Source organism: Superficieibacter sp. BNK-5 (genome assembly GCF_047456055.1).
GTDB lineage: Bacteria > Pseudomonadota > Gammaproteobacteria > Enterobacterales > Enterobacteriaceae > Superficieibacter.
This window is the reverse complement of record NZ_CP179893.1, coordinates 965230-985616: the sequence shown is the minus strand read 5'-3', so window position 1 is coordinate 985616 and position 20387 is coordinate 965230. Positions and strand designations below refer to the sequence as shown.

Genomic DNA, 20387 nt, shown 5'->3' with positions numbered 1-20387 from the left:
TATGCTGAATCATAACGAAAGCTGGTGGCAGGAAAAAGGCGCGGCGTTAACCGCCGAGGCAATAGTGAATCAGCCGCGTCTGTGGCAGGAAGGGTTGGCCCTGGTAAACGCGCAACGCGAGGGCATCAACGCCTTCTGGAAAAAGTGCGATGCCGAAAGCCGCATCATCATTACCGGCGCGGGATCGTCTCTGCTGGCGGCGCAGGCCAGCATTAACTGGTTACGCAGCGTATTACCCCGCCAGGTCGAGGTGATCCCGGCGACGGATCTGGTGCTGGCACCGGAAATCGCCTGCGGAAATCTCATCCTGGTGTCAGTCAGTAGCTCCGGCAATACGCCAGAAACCGTTAAGGTCGTGGAGCGGCAACTGGCGGCGCATCCGGGCACGGCGCATATTGCTATTACCAATAACGCGCAAAGCCGTCTGGCACAGCTAGCCAGCGAGCACGTGAACGGACTGTTTGTCGCCGTGCCGGAAGGTACCTCCAATGGCAGCTTTGCCGCGACCTCCGAGTTTACCGTGCCCATGTGGTACATCATGCTGCTGCTGGCTCCGGAGCGTTGGCCGGAGCTGGAGCGTGTGCTGCCTGTACTTCAGCGTGGTGCAGCGTACTTCCTCGACAACTACGCCGCAGATATTGAGCAATGGGCCGCAGAACCACGTGACAATATGGTGGCCGTAGGCGCGCTCTCTCTGAAAGCCATCGCCTGCGAAACCAGTCTCAAACTGCTGGAGATGGGCAACGGGCGCATCATGACCGCCTGGCATTCGATGCTGGAATTCCGCCACGGGCCGAAGCTGACCGTCAATCGCGATGCGACCGTGGTGGGTTATATCGCTGCGCGTCCTGAGATCCGCCGCTATGATCTGGACATGATGAGCGAGCTAACCCGCGAGCGCAGCGCCGAGGCGCAGATTATCGGTATTGGTCATGAGGCGCTGCCTGACAACCATGACGTCTGCGATCGTTACTACCATTTTGCCAGTCCGGAACTGGCCCAGTTCCATGAGTCATTTTCCGCCATGCTCTACGTTCTGTTTGCTCAGCTGGCGGGTCTGTACCGGGCCATCGCACTCGGCGTCACCCCGGATAATCCTTCCCGCGACGGTAAAGTAGCGAAAGTCGCAAAAGTCACCGTCTACTGAGCGTGAGGCAGGGCGGTGAGAGGAAAGCATTCCGCCCTGGTCAGCTTCCTTTGCTGACGGAGAGAGCGTAAAGCGTCGGGAAATGGGTTTCCACTTCCCGACGCGCGCTTTGCGAGGCGTTACGGACGCTTTTTCATCTTCCGACACTGGCTTGCGTGATTATTGCGAGACGCGTCCCAGAAAGTTGTCCCAGTCCTTCCAGACCGGTTGCAGGCCACGTGCGGCGAGGGCATCGGCCACTTCCTGCGGGCGACGTCCGTCGTGCGGTGAAAACTGCTCCAGTTCAGGGTGGTCATCGGCATAGCCGCCGGGCTGCGTTTTGGAGAACGCGCTGACGTTATTAATCGCCAGCGGCACCACCCGATCGCGGAACCACGGCGATTCACGGGTTGACAGCGACAGCTCAATTTCCGGTGCCAGCAGGCGAAATGCGCAGATGGTTTGTACCAGTTGACGCTCATCCATAATTGAAGCAGGCTCAATGCCGCCAGCGCAGGGACGCAGACGCGGGAAGGAGATGGAAAAGCGGCTTTGCCAGTAGTGCTTTTGTAGCCACAGCAAATGTTCCGCTACCATAAAGCAATCCACACGCCAGCTGTCAGACAAGCCAATCAGCGCGCCAAGGCCGATCTTGTCGATCCCCGCCCGTCCGAGACGATCCGGCGTTTCCAGCCGCCAGAAGAAATCCTGCTTTTTGCCTTTCAGGTGGTGCCGGGCGTATTCGGCCTCATGGTACGTTTCCTGATAGACCATCACACCGTCCAGGCCAAGCGTTTTCAGTTCGGCATACTCTTCCTGCGCCAGCGGCTGTACTTCCATTTGCAGGGAGGCGAAACGATGGCGAATCGCAGGCAGATGACGGCGAAAGTAATCCATGCCGACTTTGCCCTGATGTTCGCCAGTGACCAGCAGCAAATGCTCAAATCCCATTTCCCGGATGGCATCGCATTCGCGGGCGATCTCCGCCTCATCCAGCGTTTTACGCTTGATACGGTTACTCATTGAGAAGCCGCAGTAAGTGCAGTCGTTGGCGCACAGGTTGGAGAGGTAGAGCGGGACATAAAAGCTGACCGTGTTGCCGAAGCGCTGGCGGGTCAGGCGCTGCGCCCGTTGCGCCAGCGGCTCCAGATAGTTACTGGCGGCAGGTGAGAGCAGGGCCATCATATCGTCGCGCGTCGGGTGCGTCGCGTTAAGCGCCCGCTCTACATCGGCAGGCGTTTTGGCATTGATGCGCAGGCGAAGGTCATCCCAGTCCAGCGTGCGCCAGTGGTCGGTAAAGGTTTTCATGCGCTGGCCTCCAGAAAGCCTGTCAGCGGGCTGGTGGCAACGGCCTGGCTGCTGCGCGCGCCCGGCACAGCCTGACGCGCCAGGATGCCTGCCTCGACAGCCAGACGGAACGCGTTCGCCATCATCACCGGATCGTCGGCCACTGCAATCGCCGTATTAACCAGTACGGCATCAGCGCCCATTTCCAGCGCCTGCGCCGCATGGCTGGGCGCGCCAATCCCGGCATCCACCACCACCGGCACCGTTGCCTGCTCGATAATAATCTCCAGCATGGAGCGGGTTTCCAGCCCCTGATTCGAGCCAATCGGCGCACCGAGCGGCATAACGGCGGCGCAGCCGATCTCTTCGAGACGCTTACACAGCACCGGATCGGCACCGCAGTAGGGCAGGACAACGAAGCCCTGTTTGACCAGCGCGTCGGCGGCCTTCAGGGTTTCAATCGGGTCCGGCAGCAGCCAGCGGGCGTCAGGATGGATTTCAAGCTTCAGCCAGCGAGTACCCAGCGCTTCGCGGGCCAGTTGCGCGGCGAATATCGCTTCTTCCGCCGTCTTCGCGCCGGAGGTATTGGGCAGCAGTGTGATACCCGCTTCCAGCAAGGGTGTCAGGATTGCATCGTTCTGCTGGCGTAAATCAACGCGCTTCATCGCCAGCGTCACCAGTTGGCTACCCGAGGCGCGAATGGCCTCCGTCATCAACTGTGAGGAGGCGAATTTACCGGTTCCGGTAAAAAGATGGGAATCGAACGTCTTATCAGCAATATGTAACATGTCAGCCTCCGGCGATAACCTGAAAAAGCAGGATCTGGTCGCCTTCCTGCACGATCTGTTGCTCCCACTGCTCACGCGGCAGGATCTGTTGATTGAGCGCCAGCGCCGCGCCCGGTTTACGCTGATGAAGCTCCTCGAGCAGGGCGGCGATGGTAAGATCGTCCGCGCACTGCATCGGTTCGTCGTTAAACAGGATCTGCATGACGACCTCCGCATACCGGGCAGCCGCTGGCGCGGCGCAGGGTCAGGCTGCGCCAACTGTTCGCCCTGGCATCAAAGAGCCGCAGTTCGCCATGTCGGCTATTGATGCCGCTGAGTAACTTAATGGCTTCCAGCGCCTGTAGCGACCCCATCACGCCCACCACCGGACCTACCACGCCCGCCGTGCGGCAGTTACGTTCAGGTTCCTGCTCATCCGGCCATAGACAGCGATAGCAGCCGTGGGGCCACGGCGGCGTCAGCACCATCAGTTGACCACCAAAGCCGACGGCGCTGGCGGTAATGAGCGGCGTGTTATTTTTAACGCAGGCCGCGTTGATGGCCTGACGGGTTGCCATATTATCCGTACAGTCGAGCACCACATCGGCCTGCGCTACCGCGTGGTTGAGCGCGTCACCGGTGAGCCGTTGTTCGAGAGCAACCAGTTCGATATCCGGATTAAGCCGCGACAGGCGCTGTTGGGTCACCTGCGCTTTCGGACGGGCGATATCGTCAGTAGTAAAGGCGATCTGGCGTTGCAGGTTACTCAGATGAACCTCGTCATCGTCCGCCAGTACCAGTGTGCCGATGCCTGCACCCGCCAGATAAAGCGCGGCAGGCGCGCCTAAGCCGCCAAGGCCGACGATCAGTACCCGACTGTCGAGCAATTTTTGCTGGCCCCCGATGGCGATATCCTCCAGCAAAATTTGCCGACTGTAGCGCATAAAATCACGATCATTCATCGCCTGCCCCCGCCAGTTTAAGTAACTGCGCCGTCGCCGCCCGCCAGTCCACCGCCTGGGTAATGGCGCTCACGACAGCAATACTGCCCACGCCCGTTGCCAGCACGTCCGGAGCGCGTTCAAGGCTGATGCCACCAATGGCGACGGTCGGATAATCCGCAAGCCGCTGAACATGGCGGGCAAGCTGGTCCAGCCCCTGCGGCGCAGACGGCATCTGTTTGGTTTGAGTGGGGAAAACATGGCCGAGAGCGATATAGGAGGGCCGTGCCGCCAGCGCGATATCGATTTCCATATTATCGTGGGTGGAGACGCCAAGACGTAACCCGGCAGTCTGAATGGCTTTCAGGTCGGTGGTTTCTAAATCCTCCTGACCCAGATGTACGCCGTAAGCGCTGTGTTTAATCGCCAGCCGCCAGTAATCGTTGATAAACAGCCGTGCATCGTAGCGACGTCCCAGTTCAATAGCCGCCACGACATCAGCTTCGACCTCTTCATCCTGTTTATCTTTAATACGCAGTTGTAGCGTGCGTACCCCGGCGTCCAGCAGGCGGGCGATCCACGCCACGCTATCGACGACCGGATACAGCCCCAGACGGAAGGGGACCGGGGGGAAATCAGGTTGATAACTCATACTTCCTCCTGGCGCAGGTAGATCTCGCCGCCTTTAGCCCGAAAGCTATTGGACATGTCCGCCATCCCGGACTCCACTTCCTGCTTCGCCGCGAAATCGCGCACTTCCTGGCTGATTTTCATCGAGCAAAATTTCGGCCCGCACATGGAGCAGAAGTGCGCCACTTTGCCGGATTCCTGCGGCAGGGTTTCATCGTGATACGCGCGGGCGGTGAACGGGTCTAGGGCCAGGTTAAACTGATCTTCCCAGCGGAATTCGAAGCGCGCTTTCGACATGGCGTTATCGCGAATTTGCGCGCCCGGATGGCCCTTCGCCAGGTCGGCGGCGTGAGCGGCGATTTTGTAGGTAATCAGCCCCTGTTTGACGTCTTCTTTATTCGGCAGGCCGAGGTGCTCTTTCGGCGTGACGTAGCAGAGCATCGCGCAACCAAACCAGCCGATCATTGCCGCACCGATGCCTGAAGTGAAGTGGTCGTAGCCCGGCGCGATATCGGTAGTCAACGGCCCCAGCGTATAGAACGGCGCTTCGTGGCAGTGCTCCAGTTCTTCGGTCATGTTGCGGCGGATCATTTGCATCGGCACGTGGCCGGGGCCTTCGATCATCACCTGTACGTCATATTCCCAGGCGATTTTGGTTAATTCACCCAGCGTATGCAGTTCGGCAAACTGGGCTTCGTCGTTGGCATCCTGAATCGAGCCGGGACGCAGGCCGTCACCGAGGGAGAGCGAGACGTCGTAGGCGGCGCAGATTTCGCAGATCTCACGGAAGCGTTCGTAGAGGAAGTTTTCTTTGTGATGGGAGAGGCACCATTTCGCCATAATCGAGCCGCCGCGCGAGACGATCCCCGTCAGACGTCTGGCGGTCATCGGCACGTAGCGCAGCAGCACGCCCGCGTGGATGGTAAAGTAGTCCACGCCCTGTTCCGCCTGTTCCAGCAGCGTATCGCGGAAGGCTTCCCAGGTCAGATCTTCAGCGATCCCATTCACTTTCTCCAGCGCCTGATAGATCGGCACCGTGCCGATGGGCACCGGGCTATTGCGCAGGATCCACTCGCGGGTTTCGTGAATGTAGCGTCCGGTGGAGAGATCCATCACCGTGTCCGCCCCCCAGCGGGTAGACCATACCAGCTTTTCTACCTCTTCTTCGATGGATGAGGTGACCGCCGAGTTGCCGATATTGGCGTTTACTTTGACCAGGAAGTTGCGGCCGATGATCATCGGTTCGGATTCAGGATGGTTAATATTGGCGGGAATAATGGCGCGCCCGGCGGCGACTTCATCGCGCACAAACTCCGGGGTAATATTTTCCGGCAGACGTGCGCCAAAACCCTGGCCCGGATGCTGCTGGCGCAGCACTTCACTACGGATACGCTCGCGGCCCATGTTTTCCCGGATGGCGATAAATTCCATCTCCGGCGTCACGATGCCATTACGCGCATAGTGCAACTGCGTCACGCGTTTACCGCTTTTCGCCCGCTTCGGCGTCAGCAGGCCGGTAAATCGCAGGTCGTCCAGGCCATCATCCGCCAGACGTTCTTTGGTATACGCTGAACTGCGCTCAGGCAACGCTTCGCTGTCGTTGCGCGCGTCAATCCACGGTTGACGAAGCTTCGCCAGACCCTGCTGGACGTTGATTTTGACCGCAGGATCGCCATACGGACCGGACGTGTCATACACCGGCACCGCTTCGTTATCTTCAAACTGCGGATTCTCTTTACTGCCACCGATAAGCGTCGGACTCAGTTGGATCTCACGCATCGGAATGCGGATACCCGGCCGTGAGCCGGTAATGTAGATACGTTTTGAGTTGGGGAAAGCGGTGCCTTCCAGCGTGTCGATAAAACGTTGTGCGTGCTCGCGTTGTTCGCGGCGGGTCATTTTAGGTTCAGACATAGCTCATTCCAAAAGTAAGGACGTGGCTTGTCAGACGACGGATGGAGTAATGGATGGACGTGCCCGTAACGGCAGGTCAAAAGCAGAATTACTCTTGTTCCCTTCGCAGGTATTAGCCTGATCAGGTTCCGCGGATCCCGAATTAACGGTCTCAGCCTGTGCTTTCACACATGGCACTCCGACAAGATGTAACCCCTCCGCAGAGGGGCAATGTGAATAAATTACGCGCTAATCGTTAAGAACTCAAGCCGGGCGCGCAACGTTAGCTTCGTCATTGGCGCTATCTTTGAGATTGTTTTCAAAAGCAAGCTGAATCAAATTGTCTTCCAGCGTAAAGCGTGCGGCCAGCGACTCGCCGATACCGGAAAGCGCCTGCTGGAATTCGAGATAATTATCATGGTCGATGGCATTTTCCAGGCTGGAATCGTAATAAGCCATAATATCCTGAGTATTGGCTTCCAGCAGCGGATAAAGTTTAGTCGCGGCGATAAGTGGACTTGCCCCTTCCATTTCGCTGGTAATGCGTTCATAAATACTGAAATGACCGGCAGAAAGGTACTCAACCAGGCTATGGCAAAAGTTATCAAGGGCTTTTTCGTCAAGCTGGGTGACTGATTCTTTACCCGGCTTGAGGCCAACAAGATTGTAGTAAGCCACCAGCAGCTGCTTGCGCACCTGTAGCCAGCGATCGACAAGCTCATTACTTCCTCCAACGCGCTCTGTCAGTCTTTCCAGGTGGTTTAGCATAAATGACCCCGTAAAATGTAGATTAGAAAAATTGTTCACTAAAAATGTAAAAATATTGTTATCAACATGCCAGTGAAACTAAGGTTGTGCAAGTGATTATGGTCCGTATTATTGAGAAGTCCGATCGCGGCTGGTGGATAGTCAGCCATGAACAAAAATTATGGCTGCCCGCTGGGGAATTACCACATGGCGAGGCGGTAAATTTTGATCTTGTGGGGCAGCGCGCACTCCACATCGGCGAATGGGAAGGCGAACCCGTCTGGTTAGTGCAGCAACAGCGTCACCGGGAGATGGGATCGGTGCGCCAGGTCATTACCCAGGATGCCGGATTATTCCAGCTTGCCGGGCGTGGCGTTCAGCTTGCCGAATTCTATCGCTCGCATAAATTCTGCGGTTACTGCGGCCATACTATGCATCCGAGCAAGACTGAATGGGCGATGCTCTGCAGCCACTGTCGCGAGCGTTACTACCCGCAAATTGCGCCGTGCATTATCGTCGCCATCCGCCGCGGCGACTCGATCTTGTTGGCACAACATACCCGCCATCGTAACGGTGTGTATACCGTGCTGGCAGGCTTCACTGAAGTCGGCGAGACCCTTGAGCAGACCGTGGCCCGTGAGGTAATGGAAGAGAGCGGCATTACGGTGAAAAATCTGCGCTATGTCACCTCCCAACCGTGGCCGTTCCCCCAGTCGCTGATGACCGCGTTTATGGCAGAGTACGACAGCGGCGAGATTGTCATCGACCCGAAAGAGCTGCTGGATGCAGGCTGGTATCGTTATGATAACCTGCCGCTGTTACCGGAAGCCGGCACCGTGGCACGACGCCTGATCGAAGATACGGTGGCATTGTGTCGGGCAGAGGACGCGTAATTTCCTATATACTGTCGGACATAACGTAAAAGGAAATCATGATGACCGAACTGAAGAACGATCGTTACCTGCGCGCGCTACAGCGTCAGCCTGTGGATGTCACCCCCGTCTGGATGATGAGACAGGCCGGGCGTTACTTGCCGGAATACAAAGCGACGCGCGCCCAGGCAGGCGATTTTATGTCGCTGTGTAAAAACGCCGAGCTGGCCTGTGAAGTCACGTTGCAGCCGCTGCGCCGCTATGCCCTGGACGCGGCGATCCTCTTTTCGGATATCCTGACCATTCCTGATGCGATGGGGCTGGGACTCTACTTTGAAGCCGGAGAAGGTCCGCGTTTTACCTCCCCGATTACCTGCAAAGCGGACGTCGATAAACTGCCGGTGCCCGATCCGGAACTGGAACTGGGCTATGTGATGAACGCCGTGCGCACCATTCGCCGCGAGCTGAAAGGCGAAGTCCCGTTAATTGGCTTCTCCGGCAGCCCGTGGACGCTGGCGACCTATATGGTGGAAGGCGGCAGCAGCAAAGCCTTTACCGTCATCAAAAAGATGATGTATGCCGAGCCGCAAACGCTGCATACGCTGCTGGATAAGCTGGCGAAAAGCGTCACGCTGTACCTGAACGCACAAATTCGCGCGGGCGCGCAGTCGATGATGATTTTTGATACCTGGGGCGGCGTGCTAACCGGGCGCGATTATCAGCAATTCTCGCTCTACTACATGCATAAAATCGTTGATGGCCTGCTGCGTGAAAACGACGGTCGTCGCGTGCCGGTGACGTTATTCACCAAGGGTGGCGGTCAGTGGCTGGAAGCTATCGCGGAGACTGGCTGCGACGCGCTGGGCCTTGACTGGACCACTGATATCGCCGACGCGCGTCGACGGGTGGGCGATAAAGTTGCGCTACAGGGTAATATGGACCCGTCAATGCTTTATGCCGCGCCTGAACGCATCGAAGAGGAAGTGGCGACTATACTTGCAGGTTTCGGCCAGGGTGAAGGCCACGTCTTCAATCTTGGTCACGGCATCCATCAGGATGTCCCACCGGAACATGCAGGCGTATTTGTCGAGGCGGTTCATCGTCTCTCTGCGCCTTACCATTTGTAAGGAGTCGTTATGGATCTTGCGTCGCTACGCGCTCAACAATTTGAACTGGCCTCGTCGGTGATCCGCGAGGATCGCCTGGACAGAGATCCGCCTCAGCTGATCGCCGGGGCGGATGTGGGATTCGAGCAGGGCGGCGAAGTAACGCGGGCAGCGATGGTGTTGTTGAAATATCCCTCGCTGGAACTGGTCGAGCACCAGATCGCGCGCATCCCTACCACCATGCCGTACATTCCCGGTTTTCTCTCATTTCGCGAGTATCCCGCGCTGATGGCGGCGTGGGAAATGCTGTCGCAGAAGCCCGATCTGCTGTTTGTCGACGGTCACGGCATCTCGCATCCGCGCCGTCTGGGCGTTGCCAGCCACTTTGGCCTGCTGGTGGATGTGCCGACGATTGGCGTGGCGAAAAAACGGCTGTGCGGCAAATTCGAGCCGCTCTCCGACGAGCCTGGTGCGCTGGCCCCGCTGATGGATAAAGGCGAGCAGCTCGCCTGGGTGTGGCGCAGTAAGGCACGCTGTAATCCGCTGTTTGTAGCCACCGGCCACCGGGTAAGCGCAGATACCGCCCTGGCGTGGGTACAGCGCTGTATGAAGGGCTACCGCCTGCCGGAGCCGACCCGTTGGGCAGATGCCGTCGCGTCACGGCGCACCGCCTTTGTGCGATGGCAGGAAATTAACGGCTGATTCAGGTAAACTGCGGCTAATTTCCGAATTTGAGATCTCATCATGCTACAAAACCCGATCCATCTGCGGCTGGAGAAGCTTGAAAGCTGGCAGCACACCACGTTTATGGCCTGTCTGTGCGAGCGTATGTACCCTAACTACGCCATGTTCTGCCAGCAAACCGAGTTTGCCGACCCGCAGCTTTACCGCCGTATTGTCGACCTCATCTGGGAAACGCTGACGGTAAAAGATGCGAAGGTGAATTTCGACAGCCAACTGGAGAAGCTGGAAGAGGCGATCCCGGTAGCAGACGACTATGATGTTTACGGCGTCTATCCAGCGATTGATGCCTGCGTCGCATTAAGTGAACTCATTCATTCCCGTCTGAGCGGTGAAACGCTGGAACATGCCATTGAGGTCAGCAAGGCCTCAATCACCACCGTTGCGATGCTCGAAATGACACAGGCGGGTCGGGAAATGACCGATGAAGAGTTAAGACTGAACCCGGCAGTGGAACAGGAATGGGACATTCAGTGGGAGATTTTCCGTCTTCTGGCCGACTGCGAAGAGCGCGACATTGAGCTGATAAAAGGGCTGCGCGCGGACCTGCGAGAGGCGGGTGAGAGCAATATCGGTATAAATTTGCAGCAATGAGACAATAAAACGTGATTTAACGCCTGATTTGTCATGCCTGGAGGCTTCCCATTAGCCCCCCGTCTGGTCTACATTTGGAGGGCGAAAAAAAGTGGCTATCGGTGCGTGTATGCAGGAGAGTGCTTTTCAGGCATTTCCATCGCACTCGATGCTTAGCAAGCGATAAACACATTGTAAGGATAACTTATGAACAAGACTCAACTGATTGATGTAATTGCGGACAAGGCTGATCTGTCTAAGGCACAGGCAAAATCTGCTCTGGAATCCACCCTGGCTGCTATTACTGAGTCTCTGAAAGAAGGTGATGCTGTACAACTGGTTGGTTTCGGTACCTTTAAGGTAAACCACCGCGCTGAGCGTACTGGCCGCAACCCGCAGACCGGTAACGAGATCAAAATTGCCGCAGCTAACGTGCCGGCGTTTGTCTCTGGTAAAGCTCTGAAAGACGCAGTTAAGTAATATTGCGTGACAGCGAACAGTTTTAACGAAGGGGCGTTCTCGCCCCTTTTGTCTGCCTGGCGTCGGGTATTGACGCTGGCAGGCGTGCTGTTGCTGTCGGCCTGCGGTCATCATTCGTCCCTGCCTCCGTTCACCGCCAGCGGCTACGCTGACGACCGGGGTGCGGTGCGGATATGGCGCAAAGATATCAACGGAGAGGTGCATCTCCTTTCCGTATTCAGCCCGTGGCATAGCGGCACGACATCCACCAGTGAATACCGCTGGCAGGATGATAATCTCGCCCTGATCGAACTCAATCTCTACGCTAAGCCTGCCGAACATATTCGGGTCCGCTTTGACGATCGCGGTGAACTCAGCTTTATGCAGCATGAAGTGAACGGTGAGAAACAACAGCTCTCCAGCGACCGCATTGAGCTCTATCGCTACCGCGCTCAGCAAATTCGCCAGACCAGCGATGCGCTGCGTCAGGGACGCGTTGCGCTATATCAGGGACGCTGGCATCAGAACCACACCATTACCACCTGCGCAGGCGAGACGATTAAGCCAGACTTTGATGCGCGGGCGCTACGCCATATTGAGCGCCGCCAGAGCCATTCATCCGTTGACGTGAGCGTGGCGTGGCTGGAAGCGCCGGAAGGCTCTCAGCTACTGCTGGTGGCGAACGAAGATTTCTGTACGTGGCAGCCTGAAGAAGAAAACTTCTGATGACGCGAAGCCCTGAAAGGCCCGGTCTGAGCGTTAAAGCGCATCCCCCCGCCGGACGGGAGAGGGGATGTTGAGGAAGGATTATGGCTTCTGCTCGCGAGCAATCGCCCGATAGCCAATATCCTGACGGCTAAAACTGCCGTCCCAGTGAATATCCGCCATCAGCTTGTACGCTTGTTTCTGGGCTTCGGCGACGGTATGGCCCAGCGCCGTGACGCACAGCACGCGCCCACCGTTGGCCAGAACCTGATCGTTATCCGCAAGCTTCGTTCCGGCATGGAAAACTTTGCCGCCGGCCACTTCTTCCAGCGGCAGACCGTGGATCACATCGCCGGTGCGATAATCACCCGGATAGCCACCCGCCGCGATCACCACGCCCAGCGCTGCGCGTTTGTCCCATTCTGAGGTTTTCTCGTCCAGCTTGCCTTCGCAGGCGGCGAGACACAGATCAACCAGATCGGACTCCATACGCAGCATGATGGGCTGGGTTTCCGGATCGCCAAAGCGACAGTTAAATTCGATAACTTTCGGGTTGCCCTGCTTGTCGATCATCAGCCCGGCGTAGAGGAAGCCGGTGTAGGTATTGCCTTCGGCTGCCATACCTTTCACCGTTGGCCAGATGATCCGTTCCATGGTGCGCTGGTGAACGTCGCTGGTCACCACCGGTGCAGGGGAATAGGCACCCATACCGCCGGTGTTTGGACCGGTGTCGCCATCGCCCACACGCTTATGATCCTGACTGGTGGCCATCGGCAATACGTGCTCGCCGTCAACCATCACGATAAAGCTGGCCTCTTCGCCGTCAAGGAACTCTTCGATCACAATCCGGTGGCCGGCGTCGCCAAACGCGTTGCCTGCCAGCATGTCGTGAACGGCGGCTTCTGCCTCGTCAAGCGTCATCGCGACGATAACGCCTTTCCCTGCCGCAAGACCGTCAGCTTTAATCACGATCGGCGCGCCTTTTTCACGCAGGTACGCCAGCGCAGGCTCAATGTCGGTGAAGTTCTGATATTCCGCCGTCGGGATAGCATGACGGGCGAGGAAATCCTTGGTAAAGGCTTTGGAGCCTTCCAGTTGGGCGGCACTTTCTGTAGGGCCAAAAATCTTCAGACCCGCGGCGCGGAAGGCATCGACCACGCCGATCACCAGCGGCGCTTCCGGGCCGACGATGGTCAGGTCAATCTTCTCGTTTTGCGCGAAATTCAGCAGTTCAGGAATATCTGTCGCGCTGACGGCGACATTTTGTAGCACTGGTTCAAGCGCCGTGCCCGCATTGCCCGGCGCAACGAATACGGTTTCAACCAGCGGCGACTGTGCCGCTTTCCACGCCAGCGCGTGCTCGCGTCCGCCGTTACCAATTACTAATACTTTCATCGTCTGCTCCGTGGATTAATGGCGGAAATGGCGCATATCGGTAAAGATCATCGCAATGCCATGTTCATCGGCGGCGGCAATCACTTCTTCATCACGGATAGAACCGCCAGGCTGGATCACGCAGCTTACGCCCACGGCCGCCGCGGCATCAATACCATCGCGGAACGGGAAGAAGGCATCGGAGGCCATCGCAGACCCTTTTACTTCCAGCCCTTCATCGGCGGCTTTAATCCCGGCGATCTTCGCAGAGTAAACACGGCTCATCTGGCCTGCGCCGATGCCGATGGTCATCTTCTCTTTAGCGTAAACAATGGCATTGGATTTAACGAACTTCGCCACCTTCCAGCAGAACAGCGCATCGCGCAGCTCTTGTTCGGTCGGCTGGCGTTTAGTGACCACGCGCAGTTCGCCTTCTGTCACCATACCCAGATCGCGATCCTGAACCAGCAGGCCACCGTTAACACGTTTGAAATCCAGGCCAGGCACGCGCTCCGCCCACTGACCGCAGGTCAGGACGCGCACGTTCTGTTTGGCGGCGGTGATTTTCAGCGCCTCGTCGGTTGCCGAAGGGGCAATGATCACTTCCACAAACTGACGGGAAATGATGGCCTGCGCCGTGTCGGCATCCAGCTCGCGGTTGAACGCGATGATGCCGCCGAACGCCGAGGTCGGGTCGGTTTTGTACGCGCGATCGTAGGCATCCAGAATAGAGGTACTGACCGCCACGCCGCACGGGTTGGCGTGCTTAACGATGACACAAGCAGGCTCGTTGAATTCTTTGACGCACTCCAGCGCCGCGTCGGTATCTGCAATATTGTTATAGGAGAGTGCCTTACCCTGCACCTGCTGCGCGGTCGCCACGGAGGCCTCTTTGACACTCTCTTCTATATAGAAGGCGGCCTGCTGGTGGCTATTCTCGCCGTAGCGCATATCCTGCTTTTTAATAAAGTTCAGATTCAGGGTACGCGGGAAGCGGCCTGATGCTTCTTTATTGTCGCCGTGATAGGCCGGAACCATGCTGCCGAAGTAGTTGGCAATCATACTATCGTAGGCGGCAGTATGTTCGAAGGCTTTGATAGCGAGGTCGAAGCGGGTATCAAGGGTCAACGACCCCTCATTACTGTCCATTTCATTAATAATGGCGTCGTAGTCGCTGCTCTTCACCACGATAGCGACATCTTTATGGTTCTTGGCAGCGGAGCGCACCATGGTCGGGCCGCCGATATCAATATTCTCTACGGCGTCTTCCAGTGAACACCCTTCACGAGCAACGGTCTCGGCAAACGGATAAAGGTTAACGACCACCATATCAATAGGCGCGATCCCGTGTTTTTCCATAATGCCATCATCCTGACCGCGACGGCCAAGGATACCGCCGTGTACTTTTGGATGCAGGGTCTTCACGCGTCCATCCATCATTTCCGGGAAACCGGTGTAATCGGAAACTTCAGTCACTGGCAGACCTTTCTCTGCTAACAGCCGGGCGGTGCCCCCTGTAGACAGTAGCTCCACACCGCGTGCGGAAAGTGCCTGGGCGAATTCGACGATACCGGCTTTGTCAGAAACACTGAGCAGAGCGCGGCGGACTGGACGACGTTGTTGCATGGTAAATCCCCTGGATTTGCAAATTACAGAGAGCGTTAGGTGAATTTTCTCGTAAAAACTCAGCTAACGCCCCAGGCGGGGCATCCTTCATTTTGCGCGAGCATTGTAACGAAAACGTTTGCGCAACGCTCGCGAATTTTCGTCCTTTTAACGATCTGTGGATAATTCTGTGTGTAAATGGGTATAACCAGGTGTTTTGCTGTGGAATGCAGCAGTCAGTCATTTTTCTGTAATTTAGGGGTTGCGGGCGCTCGAGAACTCCCTATAATGCGCCTCCATCGACACGGCGGATGTGAATCACTTCACACAAACAGCCGTTTCGGTTGAAGAGAAAAATCCTGAAATTCAGGGTTGACTCTGAAAGAGGAAAGCGTAATATACGCCACCTCGCGACGGTGAGCTGTAAGCCGCGTCGCAACTGCTCTTTAACAATTTATCAGACAATCTGTGTGGGCACTCGAAGATACGGATTCTTAATGCCGAAAGGCAAAAAATGAATACCAAGTCTCAAGAGTGAACACGTAATTCATTACGAAGTTTAATTCTTTGAGCATCAAACTTAAATTGAAGAGTTTGATCATGGCTCAGATTGAACGCTGGCGGCAGGCCTAACACATGCAAGTCGAACGGTAACAGGAAGCAGCTTGCTGCTTCGCTGACGAGTGGCGGACGGGTGAGTAATGTCTGGGAAACTGCCTGATGGAGGGGGATAACTACTGGAAACGGTAGCTAATACCGCATAACGTCTTCGGACCAAAGAGGGGGACCTTCGGGCCTCTTGCCATCGGATGTGCCCAGATGGGATTAGCTTGTTGGTGGGGTAACGGCTCACCAAGGCGACGATCCCTAGCTGGTCTGAGAGGATGACCAGCCACACTGGAACTGAGACACGGTCCAGACTCCTACGGGAGGCAGCAGTGGGGAATATTGCACAATGGGCGCAAGCCTGATGCAGCCATGCCGCGTGTATGAAGAAGGCCTTCGGGTTGTAAAGTACTTTCAGCGGGGAGGAAGGCGATAAGGTTAATAACCTTGTCGATTGACGTTACCCGCAGAAGAAGCACCGGCTAACTCCGTGCCAGCAGCCGCGGTAATACGGAGGGTGCAAGCGTTAATCGGAATTACTGGGCGTAAAGCGCACGCAGGCGGCGTGTCAAGTCGGATGTGAAATCCCCGGGCTCAACCCGGGAACTGCATTCGAAACTGGCATGCTAGAGTCTTGTAGAGGGGGGTAGAATTCCAGGTGTAGCGGTGAAATGCGTAGAGATCTGGAGGAATACCGGTGGCGAAGGCGGCCCCCTGGACAAAGACTGACGCTCAGGTGCGAAAGCGTGGGGAGCAAACAGGATTAGATACCCTGGTAGTCCACGCCGTAAACGATGTCGACTTGGAGGTTGTGCCCTTGAGGCGTGGCTTCCGGAGCTAACGCGTTAAGTCGACCGCCTGGGGAGTACGGCCGCAAGGTTAAAACTCAAATGAATTGACGGGGGCCCGCACAAGCGGTGGAGCATGTGGTTTAATTCGATGCAACGCGAAGAACCTTACCTGGTCTTGACATCCACAGAACCTGGCAGAGATGCCGGGGTGCCTTCGGGAACTGTGAGACAGGTGCTGCATGGCTGTCGTCAGCTCGTGTTGTGAAATGTTGGGTTAAGTCCCGCAACGAGCGCAACCCTTATCCTTTGTTGCCAGCGGTCCGGCCGGGAACTCAAAGGAGACTGCCAGTGATAAACTGGAGGAAGGTGGGGATGACGTCAAGTCATCATGGCCCTTACGACCAGGGCTACACACGTGCTACAATGGCATATACAAAGAGAAGCGACCTCGCGAGAGCAAGCGGACCTCATAAAGTATGTCGTAGTCCGGATCGGAGTCTGCAACTCGACTCCGTGAAGTCGGAATCGCTAGTAATCGTGGATCAGAATGCCACGGTGAATACGTTCCCGGGCCTTGTACACACCGCCCGTCACACCATGGGAGTGGGTTGCAAAAGAAGTAGGTAGCTTAACCTTCGGGAGGGCGCTTACCACTTTGTGATTCATGACTGGGGTGAAGTCGTAACAAGGTAACCGTAGGGGAACCTGCGGTTGGATCACCTCCTTACCTTAAAGAACCGCCTTTGAAGTGCTCACACAGATTGTCTGATGAAAAACGGGCAGTAAAAAATCTCTGCAGGCTTGTAGCTCAGGTGGTTAGAGCGCACCCCTGATAAGGGTGAGGTCGGTGGTTCAAGTCCACTCAGGCCTACCAAATTTTCCCTGAATGCTGCGTTGTGGCAACGCTCACATACATAAGTATGCTTCGCGTCACCACGCCTTGCCTCAGGAAAAATTCCGGTGAGCGAGATTTACGATGGGGCTATAGCTCAGCTGGGAGAGCGCCTGCTTTGCACGCAGGAGGTCTGCGGTTCGATCCCGCATAGCTCCACCATCCTTTACTGTCCGAAACAAGAAAACTTCAGAGTGTACCTGAGAAGGTTCACTGCGAAGTTTTGCTCTTTAAAAATCTGGATCAAGCTGAAAATTGAAAAACACTGAACAACGTGAGTTGTTCGTGGGTCTCTCAAATTTTCGCAACACTGAAGTGAAACAGCTTCGGGTTGTGAGGTTAAGCGACTAAGCGTACACGGTGGATGCCCTGGCAGTCAGAGGCGATGAAGGGCGTGCTAATCTGCGATAAGCGCCGGTAAGGTGATATGAACCGTTATAACCGGCGATACCCGAATGGGGAAACCCAGTGTGACTCGTCACACTATCATGTCATGAATACATAGTGGCATGAGGCGAACCGGGGGAACTGAAACATCTAAGTACCCCGAGGAAAAGAAATCAACCGAGATTCCCCCAGTAGCGGCGAGCGAACGGGGAGGAGCCCGGAGTCTGAATCAGCATGCGTGTTAGTGGAACGGTCTGGAAAGTCCGGCGGTACAGGGTGATAGTCCCGTACACCAAAATGCACATGCTGTGAACTCGAAGAGTAGGGCGGGACACGTGGTATCCTGTCTGAATATGGGGGGACCATCCTCCAAGGCTAAATACTCCTGACTGACCGATAGTGAACCAGTACCGTGAGGGAAAGGCGAAAAGAACCCCGGCGAGGGGAGTGAAAAAGAACCTGAAACCGTGTACGTACAAGCAGTGGGAGCCTCTTTTATGGGGTGACTGCGTACCTTTTGTATAATGGGTCAGCGACTTATATTCTGTAGCAAGGTTAACCGTATAGGGGAGCCGGAGGGAAACCGAGTCTTAACCGGGCGTTAAGTTGCAGGGTATAGACCCGAAACCCGGTGATCTAGCCATGGGCAGGTTGAAGGTTGGGTAACACTAACTGGAGGACCGAACCGACTAATGTTGAAAAATTAGCGGATGACCTGTGGCTGGGGGTGAAAGGCCAATCAAACCGGGAGATAGCTGGTTCTCCCCGAAAGCTATTTAGGTAGCGCCTCGTGAACTCATCTTCGGGGGTAGAGCACTGTTTCGGCCAGGGGGTCATCCCGACTTACCGATCCGATGCAAACTGCGAATACCGAAGAATGTTATCACGGGAGACACACGGCGGGTGCTAACGTCCGTCGTGAAGAGGGAAACAACCCAGACCGCCAGCTAAGGTCCCAAAGTCATGGTTAAGTGGGAAACGATGTGGGAAGGCCCAGACAGCCAGGATGTTGGCTTAGAAGCAGCCATCATTTAAAGAAAGCGTAATAGCTCACTGGTCGAGTCGGCCTGCGCGGAAGATGTAACGGGGCTAAACCATGCACCGAAGCTGCGGCAGCGACGCTTATGCGTTGTTGGGTAGGGGAGCGTTCTGTAAGCCGTTGAAGGTGGCCTGTGAGGGCTGCTGGAGGTATCAGAAGTGCGAATGCTGACATAAGTAACGATAATGCGGGTGAAAAACCCGCACGCCGGAAGACCAAGGGTTCCTGTCCAACGTTAATCGGGGCAGGGTGAGTCGACCCCTAAGGCGAGGCCGAAAGGCGTAGTCGATGGGAAACGGGTTAATATTCCCGTACTTGGTGTTACTGCGAAGGGGGGACGGAGAAGGCTATGTCGGCCGGGCGACGGTTGTCCCGGTTTAAGCGTGAAGGTGGGTGTTCCAGGTAAATCCGGAACGCTGTTAACACTGAGGCGTGATGACGAGGCACCACGGTGCTGAAGTGACAAATGCCCTGCTTCCAGGAAAAGCCTCTAAGCATCAGGTAACACGAAATCGTACCCCAAACCGACACAGGTGGTCAGGTAGAGAATACCAAGGCGCTTGAGAGAACCCGGGTGAAGGAACTAGGCAAAATGGTGCCGTAACTTCGGGAGAAGGCACGCTGGTGCGTAGGTGAAGTCACTTGCTGATGGAGCTGAAACCAGTCGAAGATACCAGCTGGCTGCAACTGTTTATTAAAAACACAGCACTGTGCAAACACGAAAGTGGACGTATACGGTGTGACGCCTGCCCGGTGCCGGAAGGTTAATTGATGGGGTTATCGCAAGAGAAGCTCCTGATCGAAGCCCCGGTAAACGGCGGCCGTAACTATAACGGTCCTAAGGTAGCGAAATTCCTTGTCGGGTAAGTTCCGACCTGCACGAATGGCGTAATGATGGCCAGGCTGTCTCCACCCGGGACTCAGTGAAATTGAACTCGCTGTGAAGATGCAGTGTACCCGCGGCAAGACGGAAAGACCCCGTGAACCTTTACTATAGCTTGACACTGAACATTGAGCCTTGATGTGTAGGATAGGTGGGAGGCTTTGAAGCGTGGACGCCAGTCTGCGTGGAGCCGACCTTGAAATACCACCCTTTAATGTTTGATGTTCTAACCTGGCGCCATAATCTGGTGTGGGGACAGTGTCTGGTGGGTAGTTTGACTGGGGCGGTCTCCTCCTAAAGCGTAACGGAGGAGCACGAAGGTCAGCTAATCCTGGTCGGACATCAGGAGGTTAGTGCAATGGCATAAGCTGGCTTGACTGCGAGCGTGACGGCGCGAGCAGGTGCGAAAGCAGGTCATAGTGATCCGGTGGTTCTGAATGGAAGGGCCATCGCTCAACGGATAAAAGGTACTCCGGGGATAACAGGCTGATACCGCCCAAGAGTTCATATCGACGGCGGTGTTTGGCACCTCGATGTCGGCTCATCACATCCTGGGGCTGAAGTAGGTCCCAAGGGTATGGCTGTTCGCCATTTAAAGTGGTACGCGAGCTGGGTTTAGAACGTCGTGAGACAGTTCGGTCCCTATCTGCCGTGGGCGCTGGAAGACTGAGGGGGGCTGCTCCTAGTACGAGAGGACCGGAGTGGACGCATCACTGGTGTTCGGGTTGTCATGCCAATGGCACTGCCCGGTAGCTAAATGCGGAAGAGATAAGTGCTGAAAGCATCTAAGCACGAAACTTGCCCCGAGATGAGTCTTCCCTGAGACTTTAAGTCTCCTGAAGGAACGTTGAAGACGACGACGTTGATAGGCCGGGTGTGTAAGCGCAGCGATGCGTTGAGCTAACCGGTACTAATGAACCGTGAGGCTTAACCTTACAACGCCGAAGCTGTTTTGGCGGATTT

The 20387-nt window shown here is 56.1% G+C and carries 16 protein-coding genes, 2 tRNA genes, 2 rRNA genes and 1 riboswitch; of the genes, 11 read left to right on the top strand and 9 right to left on the bottom strand.

Annotated elements, in window-relative coordinates; translation table 11 throughout:
- The first annotated feature begins 1 nt into the window (after position 1).
- Entirely contained in the window at positions 2-1147 is a 1146-nt protein-coding gene (locus tag ACMGGS_RS04780; protein ID WP_414165245.1) for an SIS domain-containing protein, read from the top strand.
- A gap of 159 nt (positions 1148-1306) precedes the next feature.
- Here ACMGGS_RS04780 and thiH read toward each other — a convergent pair whose 3' ends face one another.
- The 7 genes from thiH to rsd all read right to left on the bottom strand — a co-directional run bounded on the left by thiH (position 1307) and on the right by rsd (position 7412).
- Positions 1307-2434, bottom strand: a complete 1128-nt coding sequence (gene thiH / locus ACMGGS_RS04775) for a 2-iminoacetate synthase ThiH (protein ID WP_414165244.1) — start codon at positions 2432-2434, stop codon at positions 1307-1309.
- Positions 2431-3201, bottom strand: a complete 771-nt coding sequence (thiG, locus tag ACMGGS_RS04770; RefSeq protein ID WP_414165243.1) for a thiazole synthase — start codon at positions 3199-3201, stop codon at positions 2431-2433. The genes thiH and thiG overlap by 4 nt, the downstream gene beginning before the upstream one ends.
- A 1-nt stretch (position 3202) precedes the next feature.
- A complete protein-coding gene (thiS, locus tag ACMGGS_RS04765; RefSeq protein WP_414165242.1) occupies positions 3203-3403 on the bottom strand; it encodes a sulfur carrier protein ThiS in 201 nt (66 codons plus the stop codon).
- Positions 3387-4142 carry a HesA/MoeB/ThiF family protein gene (locus ACMGGS_RS04760; protein ID WP_414165241.1) on the bottom strand — a complete coding sequence of 252 codons (756 nt, stop codon included), beginning with the start codon at positions 4140-4142 and terminating at the stop codon, positions 3387-3389. Before ACMGGS_RS04760 ends, thiS begins: the two co-directional genes overlap by 17 nt.
- On the bottom strand, positions 4135-4773 hold the full coding sequence (thiE, locus tag ACMGGS_RS04755; protein ID WP_414165240.1) for a thiamine phosphate synthase: 639 nt from the start codon (positions 4771-4773) through the stop codon (positions 4135-4137). Before thiE ends, ACMGGS_RS04760 begins: the two co-directional genes overlap by 8 nt.
- Complete coding sequence (gene thiC, locus ACMGGS_RS04750; RefSeq protein ID WP_414165239.1) at positions 4770-6665, bottom strand: phosphomethylpyrimidine synthase ThiC; 1896 nt, start codon at positions 6663-6665, stop codon at positions 4770-4772. Before thiC ends, thiE begins: the two co-directional genes overlap by 4 nt.
- A gap of 81 nt (positions 6666-6746) precedes the next feature.
- Positions 6747-6856, bottom strand: a riboswitch (TPP riboswitch).
- Between the two features lie 52 nt (positions 6857-6908).
- On the bottom strand, positions 6909-7412 hold the full coding sequence (gene rsd / locus ACMGGS_RS04745) for a sigma D regulator (RefSeq protein WP_176916981.1): 504 nt from the start codon (positions 7410-7412) through the stop codon (positions 6909-6911).
- Between the two features lie 98 nt (positions 7413-7510).
- Between rsd and nudC the strand changes: the two genes are divergently transcribed.
- The 6 genes from nudC to ACMGGS_RS04715 all read left to right on the top strand — a co-directional run bounded on the left by nudC (position 7511) and on the right by ACMGGS_RS04715 (position 11868).
- The gene (gene nudC / locus ACMGGS_RS04740; RefSeq protein WP_414166199.1) at positions 7511-8284 is read left to right on the top strand and encodes an NAD(+) diphosphatase; all 774 of its coding nucleotides are present in this window, start codon (positions 7511-7513) and stop codon (positions 8282-8284) included.
- Between the two features lie 41 nt (positions 8285-8325).
- Positions 8326-9390 carry a uroporphyrinogen decarboxylase gene (gene hemE / locus ACMGGS_RS04735; protein WP_414166198.1) on the top strand — a complete coding sequence of 355 codons (1065 nt, stop codon included), beginning with the start codon at positions 8326-8328 and terminating at the stop codon, positions 9388-9390.
- 9 nt (positions 9391-9399) lie between these two features.
- Positions 9400-10071, top strand: coding sequence for a deoxyribonuclease V (gene nfi / locus ACMGGS_RS04730; RefSeq protein WP_414165238.1), 672 nt, complete (start codon positions 9400-9402; stop codon positions 10069-10071).
- 42 nt (positions 10072-10113) lie between these two features.
- On the top strand, positions 10114-10704 hold the full coding sequence (locus tag ACMGGS_RS04725; RefSeq protein ID WP_414165237.1) for a YjaG family protein: 591 nt from the start codon (positions 10114-10116) through the stop codon (positions 10702-10704).
- 186 nt (positions 10705-10890) lie between these two features.
- Positions 10891-11163, top strand: a complete 273-nt coding sequence (gene hupA / locus ACMGGS_RS04720; RefSeq protein ID WP_159762011.1) for a nucleoid-associated protein HU-alpha — start codon at positions 10891-10893, stop codon at positions 11161-11163.
- 6 nt (positions 11164-11169) lie between these two features.
- A complete protein-coding gene (locus ACMGGS_RS04715) occupies positions 11170-11868 on the top strand; it encodes a DUF1481 domain-containing protein (protein ID WP_414165236.1) in 699 nt (232 codons plus the stop codon).
- Positions 11869-11949: 81 nt separating this feature from the next.
- Here the strand turns inward: ACMGGS_RS04715 and purD are convergent, their stop codons facing one another.
- Together purD and purH are read right to left on the bottom strand one after the other, a co-directional pair.
- A complete protein-coding gene (gene purD / locus ACMGGS_RS04710) occupies positions 11950-13242 on the bottom strand; it encodes a phosphoribosylamine--glycine ligase (protein ID WP_414165234.1) in 1293 nt (430 codons plus the stop codon).
- Positions 13243-13257: 15 nt separating this feature from the next.
- The gene (gene purH, locus ACMGGS_RS04705) at positions 13258-14847 is read right to left on the bottom strand and encodes a bifunctional phosphoribosylaminoimidazolecarboxamide formyltransferase/IMP cyclohydrolase (protein WP_414165233.1); all 1590 of its coding nucleotides are present in this window, start codon (positions 14845-14847) and stop codon (positions 13258-13260) included.
- A 561-nt stretch (positions 14848-15408) separates the two neighbouring features.
- Between purH and ACMGGS_RS04700 the strand changes: the two genes are divergently transcribed.
- The 4 genes from ACMGGS_RS04700 to ACMGGS_RS04685 all read left to right on the top strand — a co-directional run bounded on the left by ACMGGS_RS04700 (position 15409) and on the right by ACMGGS_RS04685 (position 20359).
- A 16S ribosomal RNA gene (locus tag ACMGGS_RS04700) occupies positions 15409-16950 on the top strand.
- A 70-nt stretch (positions 16951-17020) separates the two neighbouring features.
- Positions 17021-17097, top strand: a tRNA-Ile gene (locus ACMGGS_RS04695).
- A gap of 104 nt (positions 17098-17201) precedes the next feature.
- A tRNA-Ala gene (locus ACMGGS_RS04690) sits at positions 17202-17277 on the top strand.
- 175 nt (positions 17278-17452) lie between these two features.
- Positions 17453-20359: ribosomal RNA gene (locus ACMGGS_RS04685) — 23S ribosomal RNA — on the top strand.
- Together the 16S and 23S rRNA genes with 2 tRNA genes alongside form the textbook arrangement of a ribosomal RNA operon.
- Positions 20360-20387: the final 28 nt, after the last annotated feature.